The 18,662-nt window shown below is 48.9% G+C and carries 21 protein-coding genes, 3 tRNA genes and 2 pseudogenes; 8 read left to right on the top strand and 18 right to left on the bottom strand.

Features of this window, described 5'->3' with window-relative positions:
* The first annotated feature begins 25 nt into the window (after positions 1-25).
* The 4 genes and pseudogenes from TW89_RS03295 to TW89_RS03285 form a co-directional block, all read left to right on the top strand.
* Positions 26-99, top strand: a tRNA-Cys gene (locus tag TW89_RS03295).
* A 10-nt stretch (positions 100-109) separates the two neighbouring features.
* A tRNA-Cys gene (locus TW89_RS11685) sits at positions 110-187 on the top strand.
* Positions 188-208: 21 nt separating this feature from the next.
* Positions 209-298: transfer RNA gene (locus TW89_RS03290), tRNA-Leu, on the top strand.
* A gap of 146 nt (positions 299-444) precedes the next feature.
* Positions 445-740, top strand: a pseudogene (locus TW89_RS03285) (transposase); the annotation flags it as partial.
* A gap of 229 nt (positions 741-969) precedes the next feature.
* Here TW89_RS03285 and rfaD read toward each other — a convergent pair.
* The 5 genes from rfaD to TW89_RS03260 all read right to left on the bottom strand — a co-directional run bounded on the left by rfaD (position 970) and on the right by TW89_RS03260 (position 4,898).
* Entirely contained in the window at positions 970-1,974 is a 1,005-nt protein-coding gene (gene rfaD, locus TW89_RS03280; RefSeq protein WP_128580542.1) for an ADP-glyceromanno-heptose 6-epimerase, read from the bottom strand.
* A 140-nt stretch (positions 1,975-2,114) separates the two neighbouring features.
* A complete protein-coding gene (gene rfaE1, locus TW89_RS03275) occupies positions 2,115-3,077 on the bottom strand; it encodes a D-glycero-beta-D-manno-heptose-7-phosphate kinase (RefSeq protein ID WP_128580541.1) in 963 nt (320 codons plus the stop codon).
* A 41-nt stretch (positions 3,078-3,118) separates the two neighbouring features.
* Positions 3,119-3,790 carry an NAD(P)H-binding protein gene (locus TW89_RS03270; protein ID WP_128580540.1) on the bottom strand — a complete coding sequence of 224 codons (672 nt, stop codon included), beginning with the start codon at positions 3,788-3,790 and terminating at the stop codon, positions 3,119-3,121.
* Positions 3,791-3,803: 13 nt separating this feature from the next.
* Positions 3,804-4,535: an orotidine-5'-phosphate decarboxylase gene (gene pyrF / locus TW89_RS03265; RefSeq protein WP_128580539.1), complete on the bottom strand. Its 732-nt coding sequence runs from the start codon at positions 4,533-4,535 to the stop codon at positions 3,804-3,806.
* 102 nt (positions 4,536-4,637) lie between these two features.
* On the bottom strand, positions 4,638-4,898 hold the full coding sequence (locus tag TW89_RS03260; RefSeq protein WP_070644922.1) for a helix-turn-helix domain-containing protein: 261 nt from the start codon (positions 4,896-4,898) through the stop codon (positions 4,638-4,640).
* A gap of 110 nt (positions 4,899-5,008) precedes the next feature.
* On the opposite strand from TW89_RS03260, the gene TW89_RS03255 reads away from it, so the two are divergent.
* Entirely contained in the window at positions 5,009-5,371 is a 363-nt protein-coding gene (locus TW89_RS03255) for a hypothetical protein (protein ID WP_070644924.1), read from the top strand.
* Between the two features lie 72 nt (positions 5,372-5,443).
* Here the strand turns inward: TW89_RS03255 and adk are convergent.
* The 7 genes and pseudogenes from adk to lpxK form a co-directional block, all read right to left on the bottom strand.
* Positions 5,444-6,090 (bottom strand): annotated as a pseudogene (gene adk, locus TW89_RS03250) (adenylate kinase).
* A 71-nt stretch (positions 6,091-6,161) separates the two neighbouring features.
* Complete coding sequence (locus tag TW89_RS03245; RefSeq protein ID WP_128580538.1) at positions 6,162-6,680, bottom strand: 3-deoxy-manno-octulosonate cytidylyltransferase; 519 nt, start codon at positions 6,678-6,680, stop codon at positions 6,162-6,164.
* A 12-nt stretch (positions 6,681-6,692) separates the two neighbouring features.
* Complete coding sequence (gene kdsB / locus TW89_RS03240) at positions 6,693-7,454, bottom strand: 3-deoxy-manno-octulosonate cytidylyltransferase (protein WP_128580537.1); 762 nt, start codon at positions 7,452-7,454, stop codon at positions 6,693-6,695.
* A complete protein-coding gene (locus TW89_RS03235; RefSeq protein ID WP_003679524.1) occupies positions 7,451-7,633 on the bottom strand; it encodes a Trm112 family protein in 183 nt (60 codons plus the stop codon). Before TW89_RS03235 ends, kdsB begins: the two co-directional genes overlap by 4 nt.
* A 93-nt stretch (positions 7,634-7,726) precedes the next feature.
* On the bottom strand, positions 7,727-8,296 hold the full coding sequence (locus TW89_RS03230; RefSeq protein WP_283114381.1) for a DUF2059 domain-containing protein: 570 nt from the start codon (positions 8,294-8,296) through the stop codon (positions 7,727-7,729).
* A gap of 64 nt (positions 8,297-8,360) precedes the next feature.
* The gene (locus tag TW89_RS03225; protein WP_070644932.1) at positions 8,361-9,026 is read right to left on the bottom strand and encodes a DUF2059 domain-containing protein; all 666 of its coding nucleotides are present in this window, start codon (positions 9,024-9,026) and stop codon (positions 8,361-8,363) included.
* A gap of 64 nt (positions 9,027-9,090) precedes the next feature.
* Positions 9,091-10,101, bottom strand: a complete 1,011-nt coding sequence (gene lpxK / locus TW89_RS03220; protein WP_128580535.1) for a tetraacyldisaccharide 4'-kinase — start codon at positions 10,099-10,101, stop codon at positions 9,091-9,093.
* 181 nt (positions 10,102-10,282) lie between these two features.
* On the opposite strand from lpxK, the gene xseA reads away from it, so the two are divergent.
* From xseA to TW89_RS03205, 3 genes are all read left to right on the top strand, one after another.
* A complete protein-coding gene (gene xseA, locus TW89_RS03215; protein WP_128580534.1) occupies positions 10,283-11,632 on the top strand; it encodes an exodeoxyribonuclease VII large subunit in 1,350 nt (449 codons plus the stop codon).
* Between the two features lie 123 nt (positions 11,633-11,755).
* On the top strand, positions 11,756-12,535 hold the full coding sequence (gene pssA / locus TW89_RS03210; RefSeq protein WP_128580533.1) for a CDP-diacylglycerol--serine O-phosphatidyltransferase: 780 nt from the start codon (positions 11,756-11,758) through the stop codon (positions 12,533-12,535).
* A 1-nt stretch (position 12,536) separates the two neighbouring features.
* Complete coding sequence (locus TW89_RS03205; RefSeq protein WP_128580532.1) at positions 12,537-13,346, top strand: sulfite exporter TauE/SafE family protein; 810 nt, start codon at positions 12,537-12,539, stop codon at positions 13,344-13,346.
* Positions 13,347-13,431: 85 nt separating this feature from the next.
* Here the strand turns inward: TW89_RS03205 and TW89_RS03200 are convergent, their stop codons facing one another.
* The 6 genes from TW89_RS03200 to TW89_RS03175 form a co-directional block, all read right to left on the bottom strand.
* The gene (locus TW89_RS03200; protein WP_003680951.1) at positions 13,432-14,112 is read right to left on the bottom strand and encodes a sulfite exporter TauE/SafE family protein; all 681 of its coding nucleotides are present in this window, start codon (positions 14,110-14,112) and stop codon (positions 13,432-13,434) included.
* A gap of 110 nt (positions 14,113-14,222) precedes the next feature.
* The gene (locus TW89_RS03195) at positions 14,223-15,263 is read right to left on the bottom strand and encodes an ABC transporter permease (protein WP_049333261.1); all 1,041 of its coding nucleotides are present in this window, start codon (positions 15,261-15,263) and stop codon (positions 14,223-14,225) included.
* Between the two features lie 36 nt (positions 15,264-15,299).
* The gene (locus tag TW89_RS03190; RefSeq protein ID WP_070814465.1) at positions 15,300-16,355 is read right to left on the bottom strand and encodes an ABC transporter permease subunit; all 1,056 of its coding nucleotides are present in this window, start codon (positions 16,353-16,355) and stop codon (positions 15,300-15,302) included.
* Between the two features lie 99 nt (positions 16,356-16,454).
* The gene (locus tag TW89_RS03185; RefSeq protein ID WP_128580531.1) at positions 16,455-17,384 is read right to left on the bottom strand and encodes a CobW family GTP-binding protein; all 930 of its coding nucleotides are present in this window, start codon (positions 17,382-17,384) and stop codon (positions 16,455-16,457) included.
* Positions 17,372-17,845 (bottom strand): Fur family transcriptional regulator, encoded by a 474-nt coding sequence (locus tag TW89_RS03180; RefSeq protein ID WP_003746077.1) that lies wholly within the window; start codon positions 17,843-17,845, stop codon positions 17,372-17,374. Before TW89_RS03180 ends, TW89_RS03185 begins: the two co-directional genes overlap by 13 nt.
* Positions 17,846-17,958: 113 nt before the next feature.
* Positions 17,959-18,662: SDR family NAD(P)-dependent oxidoreductase (locus tag TW89_RS03175; RefSeq protein ID WP_128580530.1), on the bottom strand; the 704-nt coding region annotated here is incomplete at its 5' end.

Below are 18,662 nucleotides of genomic sequence, written 5' to 3'. Positions count from 1 at the left end.
TACTACAACACTCAAACGTAGTTTTGGCGAGATAGCAAAGTGGTTATGCAGCGGATTGCAAATCCGTCTACGCCGGTTCGATTCCGACTCTCGCCTCCATCCCTTTCATGGCGGGGTGGCAGAGTGTTTATGCTATAAGGGGTGCAACCCTTATATAGGCCGGTTCAAATCCGCGCCCCCGCCTCCAATTTCTCAATTTACTGTCTACGCCCGGGTGGTGAAATAGGTAGACACAACGGACTTAAAATCCGTCGGCCCTAAACCGGCCGTGCCGGTTCGATTCCGGCTCCGGGCACCAACAAATATCTGAATTTATTGCCAAACCTAAGATTCTAAATTTCTAATTGACAGCTTATTTATAAGGCTGTCTTTTTTGTTTGTGCCTGATTTGTGTCTAACTTGCGCCATTTGTGTCAAATGTGACAAACTCGTGCAAAGGCCTCAGGCTATGATAGTGAGGAAGACCGGTAGCATCTGGTAATCATCGTTTGCTGGACGACATTACGCGCAAAGCCCACCGCAACCGTCCACTGATGGAAGCGTAAACCAAACGTAACCGACATCTATCGAAGACCCGTTATGTGGTCGAACAAAGCTTCGGTACGCTGCACCGTAAGTCCCGCTACACTCGGGTAGCCTATTTCGGTCTGATTAAAGTGAGTGCACAAAGCCATCTGAAAGCAATGCGTTTAAACCTGTTGAAAGCGGCTAACAGGCTAAGTGCGCCTGTTGTTACCTAAAAGGCGGCCTGGATGCCTGATTATCGGGTATCCGGGGAGAATAAAGAGGGAGGGGGGGTGAGTAGAATCAGTGGATACTTGGAACGAAAACAGCCGAAAATCTATGTTTGGATTTCGGCTGCTAGAAGGAAAAGGAATTTTGCAAAGATCTCATTTTAAAATTTCCCAAAATGATAAGGCTGTCTGAAAATCCTTTTTCAGACGGCCTTATCATTCAAATCAGAAGGACTTAAACCAATTTCTCCAGCATCCATTTAACGTAACGGCTGACGCCTTGTTTTACATCCAAGAATTCTTCTTTATACCCGGCTTCGCGCAGCTTGGTAATGTCCGCTTGAGTAAAGCTCTGATATTTGCCTTTGAGTGCATCTGGGAATGGGATATAACGGATAAGTTCTTCTTCAACCAGCTCTTTCAAACTCATTTCAGGCTTGCCTTCGGCCGCACGGCAGGCGTTGACGGTGGCGGCGGCAAGTTCGTTAAACTGTTGGCTGCGGCCTGTACCGAGGTTAAAGATACCTGAAAGCTCAGGATGATCGAAGAAGTAAAGGTTAACCTTGGCAACGTCTTCTATGCTGACAAAGTCGCGTGTTTGCTCGCCGTTGCCGTAGCCGTCATTGGCACCAAACAGATTAACATAACCATGTTCGCGGTATTGGTGGAAATGATGGAAGGCAACTGATGCCATACGGCCTTTGTGTTGCTCCTGTTGTCCGTAAACATTGAAGTAGCGGAAGCCGACGACTTGGGCGGTCAAACCTTCTTTCATGCGGCGGCGCAATACTTGGTCAAATAGGAATTTAGAGTAACCGTACACATTGAGCGGTTTTTCCAGTTCGCGCTCTTCGCGGAAGATTTCGCCTTTGCCGTACACGGCGGCGCTGGAGGCATAGAGGAACGGAATACGTTCGTCCTGACACCAATCTAAGAGGTCGAGCGTGTACTGATAGTTGTTGTCCATCATATAAAGGCCGTCATGATTCATGGTGTCGGAACATGCGCCTTGATGGAAAACCGCTTCAATATTGTCGTAAGGCAGAAGATGGCCACGCACTTGGCGGATGAATTCGTGTTTATCGAGATAATGGGCAATTTCACACTCGGCAAGGTTTTTAAATTTTTCGCCTTTGCTCAAATTGTCAACGGCAACAATGTCGGTAATACCGCGCTGGTTAAGTGCTTTGACGATGTTGCTACCGATAAAGCCGGCCGCGCCTGTTACGATAATGGTCATAATGAATTTCCTTTATTTTGATTTTTCAGACGGCCTTGAAGAAATCATGCCGTCTGAAAATAAAAACTTGTCTGTCTGGATTATATTCCAACTCTATTTTCAGACGACATTTAGAATTTTAAGGCCGTCTGAAACAATCATTATTGCTCTTCCAATGCCTTATTCAACTCTGAAAACGAGCAAACCGCCGTACCAAGTTTCGCCACGACAACGCCCGCTGCCGTATTAGCAAGGTGCATCGCTTCGGGCATGGTATAACCAGCGGCCAACCCTAAGCCCACTCCGGCAATAACGGTATCGCCCGCACCGGATACATCATAGACTTCTTGGGCCCGTGTAGGCTGATAAATCGGCTCACCCTCATTGAACAGGGTCATACCCTCTTCGCTTCGGGTTAGCAAAATAGCGGTCAAGTCGAGATGGCGGCGCAGATTTTGGGCTTTCTCGGTCAAATCGTTTTCGTTTTTCCAGCTGCCCACCACTTCTTTCAATTCTGCACGATTCGGCGTAATCAGCGTAGCGCCGGCATATTTTTCGTAATCGTCGCCTTTGGGGTCGATTAAAACAGGTTTACCGGCCTGTTTCGCCCAATCGATCATATCGGAAATATGCGACAGGCCACCCTTGCCGTAATCTGAAAAAATAATGGCATCGTATTCAGGCAACACTTCGCGGTATTGATGCTTGATTTGTTCCAATACCTCACGATGCGGCGGCTCCTCAAAATCAAGTCGGATAAGCTGCTGATTCCGGGCAACAACGCGCAATTTGACAGTAGTCGCAATTTGCTTGTCGCGCATCAGATAGGAAGAAACGCCGTCTTGCACCATCAATGCGTCCAGCGCATCTGCAGCTTCATCATCGCCGGTAACGGACAACAGCCCCACTTTACCGCCTAATGAGGCGATATTGCGGGCAACGTTTGCTGCCCCACCCGCGCGTTGGTCGATACGGGAAATTTTCGCCACCGGCACAGGGGCCTCAGGAGAAATACGGGACACATCGCCAAACCAATAGCGGTCGAGCATTACATCGCCGACAACAAGGACTTTGGCTTGTGCAAAACGGGATTTGAGGGTTTCTTGTTGGAACTTGGTTACCATACTGGCTCCATTAAAATCTCTGTGTAAGGCTTGTTATCAGATTATTGATCTAACAGCCTAAAAATATCTTGAGGCTCATATACCTGCATATGTTTTTTCGAGTACGACGCCTGTTCATGAGATGACAACAACGCTGCTTTCAGCATGGCTTGTGCCAATTTTTCGACAGCAAGCGGACGTTGGCTTTTCAGCATGCCGATGCGGTTGAATCCATACAAAATCCGTTCGGCAATTTTCTCACCCAATCGGTCGCTATTCGGACGAATCAGCAATGGTGGACGGAAAATGATGAAGCACGGAAAGTTCAAAGCAATTAATGCCTGCTCCAATTCGCCTTTCATCCTTTGATAAAACAGGCGCGAAGCAGAATTTGCACCGGAAGCGGAAACCAAAACCAAAGTATGCACGCCGTTTTCTCGTGCGGCTTTGGCAAATTCAAGATTTGCCTCATAATCAATTGCCCATTGCGCTTCTTTACTGCCTGCCGCTTTCAGAGTTGTTCCCAAGCAGGCAAACAATACATCGCCCTGCACTTTTTCGCGCCAATCATCAGGCTTAGAAAAATCAATCTGACGGCTATTTAGCTTTTGGTGGGTAAAATCAGGATGTCTGCGACCAAAACAGTCGATAGACTCAACCTCTGAACTGGCTGCAAGCAGAGGCAACAAGGATTTTCCTGTTGCGCCTGTCGCACCAATCACAATCGCCTTCATACTTCAGACGGCCTTAAGCGTTTGCCACCCGATTAACTTCACGCAATACGGCTACCGGATCGGCAGCTTTGGTTACCGGGCGACCCATTACCAAATAGGTTGAGCCGGCAGCCAAGGCTTCGGCTGGTGTCATGATGCGGCGTTGGTCGTCGTTATTGCCTGCAACGTCCAAGCGGATGCCGGGTGTTACCAAGACAAAATCCTGCCCCAATTCGCGGCGCAGTGGTGCAGCTTCTTGAGCGGAACATACCACGCCGTCCAAGCCTGAACTTTGCGCCAGTTTCGCCAAGCGGATGACTTGTTCTTCAGGGGCGATGTTCAAACCGATTTCGGCCAAGTCGCTTTGTTCCATGCTGGTCAACACGGTTACCCCGATCAAAAGCGGCTTGATGTGATATCCGGCAACGGCTTCTACTGCGGCTTCCATCATGCGGCGACCGCCCGATGCGTGCATATCGACCATCCACACGCCCATATCGGCGGCAACTTTACAGGCCTGAGCAACTGTGTGGGGAATATCGTGATATTTCAAATCGAGGAAAAGTTTGAAACCTTGATTGATTAAACTTTCTGCCAAATTACGGCCGGTTGCGGTAAACAGCTCTTTGCCGATTTTGATTTGACACAGTGTCGGATCAAGATTGCGGACAAATCCGAGCGTATCTTTTTCGTTGGCAAAATCGAGGGCGACGATAACGGGAGTACGTTGTTGCTGAGTTTGGAAGTCGGAGATCAAGGGATTCATAAGATGCCTGCGGATAAACGGTTATAGCTTCGATTTTAACAGCTTTTGTACACAAAAGGCCGTCTGAAAATATTTTTTCAGACGGCCTCATTACAACACACCTTAATTATTCTTATATAAATCTAAAATTTTTACAGAAAATTCATCATCACTGAAAAAAAAGGCTGGTGGAACTTCCAATACTTCAGCAATTTTCTGCAAAGTATTCAAATCAGGCTGATGATTTCCTTTCTCGTAGCGATTAATACGCGTACTTGCCACAAACTCATCTAACCCTATCGCCAATCCCAGTTTCTCCTGCGTCAAATTTTTTGCTTTTCTTGCTTCCTTAAATCGCCTTGTAAAAATTTCTTGTAAACTCATAACTTCTATCCTAAAAATCAAAGTTACGAATTTCGTATATTTTTCTTGATTATTTACTACGAATAACGTAGTATTGCACCGTTTTATATCTTATCTGTTACGAGAAAACTATGACACCAGCTCAAGAATCAAAATGCCATAAAATTATCCATTCTCATGCAGTTGCTGCTGCCGCAGGTAATGCCGTTCCCGTCCCAGGACTTGGTATTGCTACAGATATGGTCGCAATGACTACCATGTGCACAAGTCTCTGTGCTGTTTTTGGTGGGAATATGACCAAAACTGCTGCTGAAGCAATGGCTATAGCTGCAATTAAAAATACCATGTTAAAACAACCCATAAAAACAATGGCAAAGGAATTTTCTAAATTAATTCCCGGTTTAGGCAGCGTTGTTGCACCAACTATTTCTGTTGCATTACTTGAATCAGCAGGATGGTCTCTAGCAAAAGAACTAGAACGAAAATTTGGTTAATTTATACAATAATGAAAAAGGCCGTCTGAAAATATTTTTTCAGACGGCCTCATGATTTTACTTTGGCAAAACTTATTTGCCCAAACCTTTCAATACTTCGGCTTTCACGGCTTCTACCGGTTGAGTGCCATCAACTTTGATATATTTAGGCGCATGTTCGCCTTCCAGTTTGCTGTAAAAATCAACCAAAACTTCGGTTTGTTCGTGGTACACGGCAAGGCGTTTTTTCACGGTTTCTTCTTTGTCGTCGTCGCGTTGAATCAAGTCTTCGCCGGTTACGTCGTCTTTGCCTTCAACTTTAGGCGGATTGTAGGTAACGTGGTAAGTACGGCCAGAAGCCAAATGCACGCGGCGGCCGCTCATACGGTCGACAATCACACTGTCAGGCACATCGATTTCAACCACGGCATCCAAATCCACACCGGCTTCAACCATGGCTTCGGCTTGTGCCAATGTACGTGGGAAACCGTCAAACAGGAAACCGTTTTTGCAGTCGTCTTGGGCAATGCGCTCTTTAACCATGCCGATAATGATGTCATCGCGTACCAAACCGCCTTCATCAATGATTTTTTTGCTTCCAAACCCAGCGGAGTGCCTGCTTTGATGGCTGCGCGGAGCATATCGCCGGTAGAGATTTGAGGAATGCCGAATGCAGCAGTGATGAATTGAGCCTGTGTGCCTTTGCCGGCGCCTGGTGCGCCCAACAATAATACTTTCATGATGAGTCCTTTTGGTTGACGGATTTAATGTTCAGATAATTTTACACGGCTTGTGTTTATCGTTCAAAACTTCAGACGGCCTCTTTCGGGCCGAAATGCTTCCATGCATCGTCGCGCATTTCGATAAACCATGAGTCTTCGGGGAATCGCTCTATCGCGTCTTTCAAAGTGGAAAGCAAGTTTTGCGATAAGGCTTTTGCCAAATATTCTTCCTCATTGGCTTCGGCCGCTTTGTCCGGCTGCTGTGCCAGACCGATTGCACGGGTTTGATGACCATGAGCCAAATAGTTGAGCGCAATGATTTTTTGTGCCCAAAGCTGCGGAATATCGGGATTGTCTTGCAGCAATACCGACAAAATCGATACGGCAACGGTCAAGCGTCCGCCGTTCATACGCAAGTCCAACGACTGGTTGGGCGGCAAAGTGCTGAGCATTTCTGCCATGCGGAACCAAAACTCGCCGCTGGCCTGCTCCGGCGCTTCTATTTTCAGCATGTCATAGTTAAATTCTTGTTCGTCTTCTCTTACCAGCTTCGCCACGTCGGCAAGCAGTTTTTGTTCGTCACGGTTCAAATGGCGTAAATCATTCATGTTTTTTTCCCTTCAGACGGCCTCGAACACAGCCCTTACCCTGTCCAAATCTTCCTGCGTATCCACGCCGGCGGCTGGCGCTTCTTGGGCAATTTCAACGGCAATCGGATAACCGTGCCACAGGACGCGCAATTGTTCCAGCGATTCGATGGTTTCCAAAGGAGAAACTTCCATTTCGGAATAGCGTTGCAGGAAACCTGCACGATAGGCATAAATGCCGATGTGGCGCAAAACAGCTGTTTCTGAAGGTAATTCGCGTTTTTCGGCGCGCATGGCGTCGCGCGGATAAGGAATCGGGGCGCGGCTGAAATAGATGGCGTTGCGGTTTTTGTCGAGGACGGCTTTGACAACGTTAGGATTCATAAACTCGTCAAAATCGTGCAATTCGTGAGCGGCCGTCGCCATTTGCACATTGTTTTCAACCAAAACTTCGGCTGTACGGTTGATGAGTTCGGGATCGATTAAAGGCTCGTCGCCTTGTACGTTCACGACAATCAGATGCTGCGGCAGTTTCAGCGTATTGGCCGCTTCGGCAAGGCGCGTTGTACCGCTTTCGTGTTGATTGGAAGTCATGACCACTTCGACACCGTGCGCCTGACAGGCCGTCTGAATATCAGGATGATCGGTGGCAACGACAACACGCGCGGCCTTGCTTTTCGCCGCCTGTTCGGCGACGCGTACAACCATCGGTTTACCGTGAATATCAGCCAAAGCCTTTCCCGGCAGACGTGAAGAATCCAACCGCGCCGGAATCAATACGACAAATTCGGTCATGCTTTCAGTTCCTCTTCGCTCAACGCTCGTGCTTCGTTTTCCAACATATAAGGGATGCCGTCACGAATCGGATAAGCCAGCTTCGCCTGACGGCTCCACAATTCCTGTTTGTCTTGATGGTATTCGAGTTTGCCTTTGGTCACAGGACAAACAAGGATGTCTAAGAATTTTTTTTCCATGGGGTCACTTTCGGGTTTGATGGTTTGGCAGAACTTGCTGCGCTCACTTTGACGAAAATTGCTGCGCTCGTTTTCAGACGGTCTCAAGCAGCATCATTTTTTCCGTGCCGTTTTCTTTGTTTGCTTTTTTGTTTGCCGTGTACAGACTTGGTCAGGATTTTTGCCGCCACACATAATCTGCTGAATTTCCCGAGTTAAGTCTTTTTTATAATCTGATTTTTCATATTTTTCATTAATGATGTTTATCATCGGACCCATCGTTGCCTCAAGATAGCGTGGCATTTTATCGAGTATCGATTGCCCTACTGTCGTACCATAAAAGTCAATCAATGCATTGACTTCTTCCTGAGTATAAACCGTCTTTATGCCGTCTAACGTCGCTTTATGTAATTGGGCACGCACTTGCGGTGTATTAATTGCAGCAATCCATTGAGTTGTATATTTCTTTAAGACTGCTTCCAACTGCGGACGTTTGTCTTCCGGCGCATTTTTCAAAAAATCCTGTACCTTTGGATCAGAGAGCACAATACCCTCGACACTTTGGAAGGTCTGATCCAACAGAGCATCCATCTTCTGTACTTGATACAAACGCTCCAGCGACTCATCGCTAGGTATAGTGGCAAACGCATTGGCACATAAGGCCAAAGCAGCAAAAGGCAACAATAAAGTTTTAATTTCATTTTTCTACCTACTTAATAAATATCAATATTTTCAGACGGCCTGCATACTATTTGGCACATTCCGAAGAATGTTTATTGCCCTTGCACAAAATATCACGCGTTTGCGCTTTAAAAGCAGGTGTATATTTCCTGCTTGCGTTGATATAGTTGTTGCTCATTGTCTTTTCAACAATCTCATCATTCAATTTGTCGAAACGTTCTATCTTTTCAAATGCAGACTTACCGGCCCCATGCTCAAATACTTTTACTATGCTATCCACGTCTGCTTGGCTCAGCACATTGTCAATATCTCCGCCATGCTGTCTGAGATGATTGATTTTTTTCAAAATACCCTTGCCCCGAGGGGAAGAGAAGAAGCTGTTGAGTACATCGACTTCTTCTTGTGTAAATACTTTCTGCACGGCACGCTTTTCTTCATCCAGCCATTGTTTTTTCAACTCAGGGCGGCTCAAATCGTCTTGCATGTTTTTCATATAACGGCTGATGACTGCCTTCATCTGCGCTTTTTGAGCTTTGGGCGTCATCGTTAACAAGCGCTCATTGTCCTCTTTATTCACCATCTCCAAAGAACGTTGTACTTTCTCGCTATAATTACTGCTTATCCCTTGAATCTCCAACCATTTCATTGCAGATTCATCACTTGGTTTAGCAGCTAAGCTTTGAGTGGATACAAATAAAGCTGCGCAAGCGACCAACAAATATTTTAACTTCATGATTTACTCCTATCGCGTAGTTTTAAGATCATCTTTAAAACATCTGTGAAACATCTATAAGCATTTAGATTGAAACATTCGCGGATACAAACGCCGCCAAGTCCGGCTCAATTATCGCATAAACAGGCAAGACCCACACATGATTCAGGCCGTGGCCGTCTGAAAATTTGACCGCATCCTTTTCCGTGATAATCACCACATCTGCGTCCGGCAAATTCGCTGCCGTAATATCTGCATGATCAGGCAAGGCAACGGTTTGTTTTAAAGCAATATTCATGCTTCGCAACGTATTGAAAAAACGCTCCGGCTTGGCGATACCGGCGACAGCGGAGACGGTCTGATTTCCCAAACCCGCCAAATCCAATTTTTCAGACGGCCTGTTCAAACAGTAAATCTGCCCTGTTTCAATATGGCTGACAAACATATTTTCAGACGGCCTGAATGCCGTATCTGCTTTTCCGCCACTGACGACGACCGCATCAACGGAAGCCAACCGAGACAAAGGTTCGCGCAAGCTGCCGTTGGGCAGTAAATCCAAATTGGTGCGTCCAGTATCTGCCGCAGGAAATACGGCAATTTCCATATCGCGTTGCAAGGCATAATGTTGCAAGCCGTCATCGGCCACAATCAATTCAAGCTCCGGATGCGCCGCAAGCAATGCCCTGCCTGCTTCTGCACGGCTGCCACCTACCGCCGTTGGCGCACCGGTTTGGCGAAACAGCAATAAAGGCTCGTCGCCTGCATCTGCCGCATTGCTGGCTGTATTCAATACATGAACCGCCTTGCTCTTGCGTCCGTAACCTCGACTGATGATGCCGACCTTAACGCCCTTTTCCTGCAAACCCGACACCAGCGCGGCAACAATCGGCGTTTTCCCTGTTCCGCCTGCATGAATATTGCCGACCACCACCACAGGCACAGGCAATTTTTCGCTTTTCAGACGGCCTGAAAAAAAATCATCGCGCCGTTTCGCCGCAATTTTGGCAAACAGCTTGGACAATGGTTTTAACAGCAAAGACAAAAACGGATTGGAGGATTGCCAATGGCGTTCAATGATTTGGTGGAGTTTGGGCATACGCACGGCTTTTGAAGCGAAAATCAAACGATAATATAACACAAGCCTGCCCAGACAAGGCCGTCTGAACATGCAGCTTTGATAATATTAAAACAAAGGGTGCAAGTTTCATGAAAACGAATACAACGAATCGCTCTAAAACCCTTATAATTCAGCTTTCCCAAATTTTTCCTGTTTCGCAATGTCCGAACTTTTCGCGCCCTCCTCCATTTCCGTATCCGAACTCAACGCCCTTGCCAAAGCCTTGCTGGAAGACCATCTTGCAGGCTTGTGGATTGCCGGTGAAGTATCCAACCTGACCCGTGCCGCCAGCGGACATTATTATTTCTCGCTCAAAGACAGCCGCGCGCAGGTGCGTTGCGCAATGTTTAAGGGTGCAGCCATGCGTTTGGCGAAGCCTTTGAAAGAAGGCGACCATATCGAAGTATCAGGAAAAATCAGTATTTATGAAGCGCGGGGCGAATTTCAGATTACCGTAAACGAAGTACGGCTCAAAGGCTTGGGGCAGCTTTACGAAGCCTATGAACGATTGAAGGCGCAGTTGCAGGCGGAAGGCGCGTTTTCAGCGGAACGCAAAAAACCGTTGCCCACCCGAGCGCAATGTATCGGCATCGTCACCAGCCTGGCAGCAGCGGCTTTGCGCGATGTTGTAACCACCTTAAACCGCCGCGCACCCGAAATTCCCGTTATCGTTTATCCGACACCCGTTCAAGGCACAGGCAGCGAGTTACAAATTGCCCAAGCGATTAAAACCGCTTCGCAACGCGCCGAGTGTGACGTATTGATTGTCTGTCGCGGCGGCGGCAGCATCGAAGACTTGTGGGCATTTAATGAAGAGCCGGTCGTACGCGCCATCGAAGCCTGCGCGATTCCAGTCGTCAGCGGCGTAGGACACGAAACCGATTTTACGCTCGCCGATTTTGTCGCTGACGTACGCGCGCCCACGCCGACCGGCGCGGCAGAATTGGTCAGCCCCAACCGCCAAGAATCGCTACTTCGTCTAGCCCAAGCGCAAGGCCGTCTGAAAACCGTTTTAGAGCAACGCTATTTCGATGCCAGCCAAAAACTCGACTGGCTCGCACGGCAAATCCGTCATCCGCGCCAAAAACTTGACGAGCAGCGCGCTTCAATCAGCAAGCTGGCGCAAATGCTGTCTTACTCGATGACGCAAAACCTCCGCGCCCACACCGCCCGTTTTGAACGCCAAACCCAAACTCTGAAACATTGCCGTCCTGATGTTTCCGTTTACAAAAACAATATTGACCGTTTTCAGACGGCCCTGTCGCATTCCTTCCGCCAGCTGCTTACCCACCGCCGTCAAAGCCTGACCGCCCAAGCCGCATTGCTCGAAGCCGTATCGCCGCAGCATATTCTGGAGCGCGGCTTTTCGGTCGTCAAAAACACACGCGGACAAGTCATCCGCAATGCCGATACGTTGAAACAAGGGCAGAAACTGCACATCACTTTTGCCGACGGTGAAACCGACGTACGCGTGACCAAAGAGCAGGCGCAGGGCGAGTTGTTTGACTGATGGAATAAAGGCAGTCTGAAACTTTATGCGATTGAAGTGAAACTATGTCTGCCTTTTAAAAATCCTTAACCTGCCAATGCGGTATAATGCCTCATCTGCACACGCAGCATATACGGAAACATTATGGACAACTCACAAAATACAGAAAATCCGATTCCACCACGCAACTCCATCCGCAAAAACAGCATTTACCTGCTGCCCAATTCCTTTACCATCGCCGCACTGTTTTGCGCCTTCTTCGCCATTACCCAGTCTATGCACGGACGTTATGAAACAGCGGCGATTGCAGTTTTCCTTTCCATGCTGCTCGACGGTATGGACGGACGCGTAGCGCGGCTGACCAACAGCCAAAGCGCGTTCGGCGAACAGCTCGACAGCCTCGCCGATATGGTCAGTTTCGGCGTCGCGCCTGCCCTGATTGCCTACAAATGGCAACTTTGGCAGTTTGGCAAAATCGGTTATTCCGTCGCCTTTATCTACTGCGCCTGCGCCGCCCTGCGTTTGGCGCTGTTCAACACGCTTATCGGCAAAGTTGATAAACGTTGGTTTATCGGCGTGCCCAGCCCGACCGCCGCTGCGTTGATTGTCGGCCTGATTTGGGTCAACCACAGCGTCGAACGCTTCCCCAACGTGCATTGGTGGGCATTGGGTATCACCCTGTTTGCCGGCATTTCCATGATTGTGCAGATTCCGTTTTGGAGCTTCAAAGAAATCAACATCCGCCGCCAAGTGCCGTTTATGGGCATGGTGTTGGCCGTATTGATTCTGCTTTTGATCAATTGGGAACCTTCGCTCGTCCTCTTCCTGTTTTTCCTCGGTTACAGCCTGTCCGGTTATGTGATGGCAGTCATCCGTTGGTTTAAAAAACGCCATAAATCACACAAACACGACAAGGCCATCTGAAATGTGGTATTGGGACATCATCTTTGCCCTGCTCGCCGTCGGCAGTGCGGCGGGCTTTATTGCCGGACTGTTCGGCGTAGGTGGCGGCACGCTGATTGTCCCCGTTGTCTTATGGGAGTTGCAACTGCAAGGCATAGGCAGCCACCCCTATGCCCAGCATCTTGCCATCGGCACTTCCTTTGCCGTCATGGTATTTACCACCTTCTCCAGTATGTACGCCCAACATAAAAAGCACGCCATCGATTGGGCGACCGTCCGCCGAATGACGCCGGGCATGATACTCGGCGTACTCCTCGGCGCGATAACGGCAAAATATATGCCGACGCTGGCTTTGCAGGTTTTCTTTATTGCATTTCTTGCCTTTATCGCACTCAAAACCCTACTCGATTCCAGACCCACACCTTCACGCACCCTGCCCTCCCTCCCCGGCCTGACAGCCGCGGGCACGCTTTTTGGTGCGGCTTCAAGCTGGGTCGGTATCGGTGGCGGTTCTTTATCCGTTCCATTTCTGCTGTATTGCAACTTTCCGGCACACCGCGCCATCGGCACATCTTCAGGTCTGGCATGGCCGATTGCAGTTGCCGGCACCATCGGCTATTTTGCCAACGGTTTGCATATTGCCAACCTGCCTGAAGGCGCGGCAGGCTTTATCTATCTTCCGGCCGTGGCCATATTGAGCGTTGCCACCATCCTCTTTGCTCCGCTCGGCGTAAAAACGGCGCACAAGCTGCCCGCACGAAAACTCAAAATCGCCTTCGGTATTATGTTGCTGCTGATTGCCGCCAAGATGACTTGGAATTTGATACATTAAAATCTTTCTTGTGAAAAGGCCGTCTGAAAATCTTTCAGACGGCCTTTTTGATTGCAAAGCAAAAAACTAATAAAACCTTTTTACCTTACCCGATTTGCCCCATTGCAAATACGGCCAAGCGCCATATCGCCCATCCTGCCACTAATAATCCGGCGCACAAACGAACCATGCGTTTTTGCAGAAAGGTTTTCAACTGCGCTGCAAATATGCCCATCGCGAGCAGGTTCGGCAATGTCCCCAATGCAAACGCCAGCATATACAGCCCGCCGTGCAAGGCATTGCCGCTGCCCAAAGCATACAAAGACGCGCTGTACACCAAACCGCAAGGCAGCCAGCCCCAAAGCACGCCCACGCCGAAACAGGCAGGCACCGATTTAATCGGCAGCAATTTGTTCAGCAAAGGATTCAGGCGTTTCCATATCGGTTTGCCGATGCCTTCGATTTTGGTTGCAGCAGTCGAAATCCCGGCAAGATACAACCCAAGTAAAAGCAGCAAAACATTGGCGGCAATATACAAACCGTTTTGAACCGCGCGCGTATCATCCAAGGAAATGCCGACCTGCCCGACCAAACCGACCAACAGGCCAATGACGACATAGCTGCTGATGCGCCCCAAGTTCAACAATACAATCAGCCCGATTCGGTTTAAATGTGGCGGCAGCTGTAAAGCGAATGCGCTGCTCAATCCGCCGCACATACCGACGCAATGCGTTCCGCCAAAAAAGCCGAGCAAGAAAAGCGTAAGAAATGTGATTTCTTGATTCATGGTTTTTAATGATTCAAACGAATGGATGAGGCCGTCTGAAACTTTTCAGACGGCCCTAAGAATGCAGGATAAGCTTTTCCGCCCACCCTCTTCACGCTTTAGAAAAGCAATTAACTGCGTGCGCGTACGTCAAATGCCTGACGCAAACCTTCGCCGATCATCACCAGCAAAAGCAGCATCACCGTCAGCGTAGCAACGGCAGACAGGCCGATCCACCACGCGTCCAAGTTGTCTTTGCCTTGCGCCAGCAACTCGCCCAAACTTGCCTGTGAGGCAGGTACGCCCAAGCCCAAGAAGTCCAAACTGGTCAGGGCAAGTACCGCACCTGATATACGGAAAGGCAGGAAGGCCAATACCGGCGTCAAGCTGTTGGGCAGGATATGGCGCCACATGATTTCACGGTTGCCCACACCCATCGCACGCGCCGCCAAAACATAATCGGTCTGACGGTTTTTCAAAAACTCGGCGCGGACATAGTCGGACAAGCCCATCCAGCCGAAAAGCGACAGCAACACCAGCAAAATCAACAACCCCGGATTAAAGAACGAAGACAGGATAATCAAGAGGTACAGCTCCGGCATACCACCCCAAACCTCGATAAAACGCTGCATCAAAAGGTCGGTTTTACCGCCAAAATAACCCTGTACCGCGCCTGCAACCACGCCGATTACGGTAGTCACCACGGTCAACACCAAGGCAAACAACAGCGAATCGCGGAAACCGTAAACCAAGCGCGCCAACAGGTCGCGGCCGCGGTCGTCCGTTCCCAAGATATGCCGTTCGGACGGTTTGGCCGGATCGGGTGCCGTATCAAAATCGTTCAAGGTATCGGCATCGTAAGGATTGGGCAGGTAAAGGGCAAAATTGCCGTCTGAAGTGATGTTGTGGCGGATAAGCGGATCCAGATAATCCGCAGGCGTATCGAAATCGCCGCCAAATGCGGTTTCGTTGTATTCGTTTACCAAGGGGAAGAAATACTCGCCCTGATAGCGTATCCACAAAGGTTTGTCGTTGCTCCACAAAGGTGCAAGCAAAGTGACGACAAACAAAACGGCCAAAATCCGCAAAGCCAACCAACCGCGCTTATGCTGCTTAAAGGCTTGCCAAGTAGGGTTTGAAGTAGATTTTTTCTTTTTCATGGTTCGAAACATTCTTTAATAATGGATTGAAGATATTTTCAGACGGCCTTATTTCTGTCCGCCAAAGTGAATGCGCGGATCGACCCATGAATAAGAAATATCCGACACCAATTTAGCCAACAACCCCATCAGCGTGAACACATACAGCGTACCCATTACGACAGGATAATCGCGTTTCATCACTGCCTCGTAAGACAGCAAACCCAACCCGTCCAGCGAGAACAGCGTTTCAATCAACAGGCTGCCGGTAAAGAATGCGCCGATAAATGCGGCCGGGAAACCGGTAATCAGAGGAATCATAGCATTGCGGAAAATATGTTTCCACAGAATCTGCTTCTCAGGCAAGCCCTTGGCTCGCGCGGTATAAACATATTGACGGCGGATTTCTTCAAGGAATACGTTTTTCGTCAATACGGTCATGACCGCCAAGTTGCCTGCTACCGAAGCGGTAATCGGCAAGGCCATATGCCATAAATAATCTTTGACTTTACCTGCCCAAGAGAGCGTATCGAAATCATCGCCGACCAAGCCGCCCTGCGGGAACCAGGCAAAAAAACTGCCGCCGCCAAACAACACCAGCAACACCAAACCCAATACAAACGGCGGTACGGTATAGCCGACCAAAATGATCATACCCGTAACCGTATCAAACCGGCTGCCATCCCTGACCGCCTTGGCAATACCCAACGGAATACATATCAAATAAGTCAGGAAAAACGTCCACAAACCCAAACTCATCGATACCGGCATTTTCTCTTTCACCAATTCAAACACAGTTTGGTGATGGAAAAAGCTCTCGCCCAAATCAAAACGGGCGAATTTCCATACCATATCGGCAAAACGCGTCAAAGGCGGCTTGTCGAAACCGTATAAAGCATTCAGCGCGGCCAAATCCTCCGCACTGATGCGGTTGCCGTTTTTGGCCAAAGTTCCGGGCATACTGTGTCCCGCCGTCTCGCCGCCAACCGCGCCCTGCGTCAGCTGCTGAACCATCTGCTCCACCGGGCCGCCGGGAACAAACTGAATCACGGCAAAAGTAATCGCCAAAATCCCCAACAGCGTGGGAATCAAAAGGAGCAAACGATGAAAGATATAACGCCACATGGTTAAGTGTTCCTCTATTTTTTTGATTTGAAGGCCATCTGAAACCGCTTGCTTCAGACAGCGTTATCGTAACGGATTAATAAGCGTTTGGACGATGATTTACTTCTCCAAAGCCTCCAGCAATTTTTTCTCAATCAAATCCGCGTCAAAGGATTTGGCAATCAGCTCAAAGCGCGAGTCACGACGCCATGAAACCTGATTTGCGCCCCATTGTCCGTCCACCCAGTTGAGCCACACCCATGTACCGAGCACTTGGAACACGCCTTTGGCACGGACGAGGCCGTCTGTCAATTTAGGCAGGTCGTTGAAGAAATCAGTCAATTTTTCACCGTCGAAATCGCGTCCGGCAGGGAAAGTAAAGCCTTGCGACTGGAAGCCCATGGTGTTGTCCGGCAGGGCTTTGAGGCGGTAGCGCGATTTTTCGACCACGGGAATATCAAGCCACTGGATGTCGAGCTGCGCATTTTGGACTTCAACCACTTTGGCTTTAGGCGGGAACAGTTTGGCCGCTTTGTCATGAAATTCGGCAAGCTGTTCAGGGGTGCATAAATCAGTTTTGCTGGCAACCAATACGTCGCAAATGCCGATTTGATCTTTATACAAGGCCTGTTGCGCGTAATCGGGATTAATAAACTGACGCGGATCGACAACGGTAAAGACGGCGCCGATTTCCAGCATACTGTCGAGCGGCTTGGCTTTCAGTTCGTCGATAACGCTGGCGGCGTGTGCCAGACCGCTGGCTTCAATCATCAAGCGGTCGGGTTGGGCATCGCGCAGCATTTTTTGAACGGTCGTCCCCATTTGCGCGCCGGCGGTACAGCACAAACAGCCGCCGGCGATTTCGGCCACGGGAATGCCGTTGTCGCTCAAGACGGCGCCGTCAATGCCGATTTCGCCAAATTCGTTGACGATGATGACCCATTTTTCATTCGGGTCTTTTTGCGCCATCAGACTTTTGAGTGCGGTGGTTTTACCTGTTCCGAGAAAGCCTGAAATCAGGTGGGCTTTGGTCTTTTTTACTTCTGACATTTTTTACAAATTCCTGTTAAAACAACATGTTCTTCTTTTAATGAGAAACCGGTTTCTGCCACGCCTGCACGCAAGGCCGCCCATTCTTGGCTTAAGGTCTGCTCATCCGCCGTACCGCATTCGGTGCAAACCAAAATAAACGCGCTGTGGTGCGCCTCTGTTTCTTCGTGGTCGTGGCAATGGTCGTTGCACTCGTGCTGCGCGTGGCTGCACAAAATATAGCCGTTGACCGCCGCCACTTTGTGCAAAACGCCCTGCTCCGCCCAAAAATCAAGGGCGCGGTAGGCCGTCGGCGGCGCAACCACGCCCTCGCTTTGCTGCTGCATCTGCGACAGAACGTTGTAGGCTTTAATCACTCCGCTTTGTTTCAAAACAATATCAAGCACTTGCTCGCGCAATGCGGTTACCTGCACGCCATCGCGCTGCGCTTGTTCTAAGATTTTTTGTTTGATTGCGTTCATAATTGAAACAGCCTTTCAGACGGCCTTGTTAATAAAAAATTACATTATAACGTGTTTGTTCAATTTCAGATAACAAAGAGGCCGTCTGAAACGTTCAGACGGCCTGATGCCTATCACTTAAACCAAGATTTAATTTTTCCAAACAAAGACATACTTTGTTTTTCAAACGTTTCTTGTTTCACCGGAGCAGGCGCGTCACGGTAAACTTTCATGCCTGCAAAGGTCTGGGCAACCGGCATGATTTCGATGGAATTGACGTTCATCCGCGCAGGACGTTGATAGAGCCATAAAGCGGTATCGGCAATATCTTGCGGCTGGATAAACTCAACATTCTCATAAACCTCGACCGCACGCTGATCATCGCCTTTGAAACGGACGTTGGAAAACTCGGTATCGCCGCACAAACCCGGTTCGATATTGGTAATGCGGATATTTTTATCTGCCAATTCGGCGCGCAGGTTCATACTGAATTGGCGCACAAAAGCCTTAGTTGCACCATAGACATTACTGCCGGAATAAGCATAACTGCCGGCAATCGAACCCAAATTGATAATGTAGCCCTGTTTGCGCGCGACCATTTGCGGCAAAATCTGGCGGGTCAGAAAAGTCAGGCCGATGATATTGGTTTGAATCATGGTTTCCCAATCGCCAAAATCGGCTTTATCGGCAGTATCCAAACCTAAAGCCAAACCGGCGTTGTTGATCAGGCAATCGATTTCAGCTAAATGCTCGGGCAGGCTGTTTAAAGCGTTTTGAATCGACTCCGTGCGCGAAACATCCATTTCCAAAGGGTAAAACTGCTCGCCCAATTCCTCAG

This window comes from Neisseria flavescens, from assembly GCF_001618065.1.
Lineage (GTDB): Bacteria > Pseudomonadota > Gammaproteobacteria > Burkholderiales > Neisseriaceae > Neisseria > Neisseria flavescens_A.
Note: the sequence above shows the minus strand (reverse complement) of the source record. Positions and strands in the feature narration are given on the sequence as shown.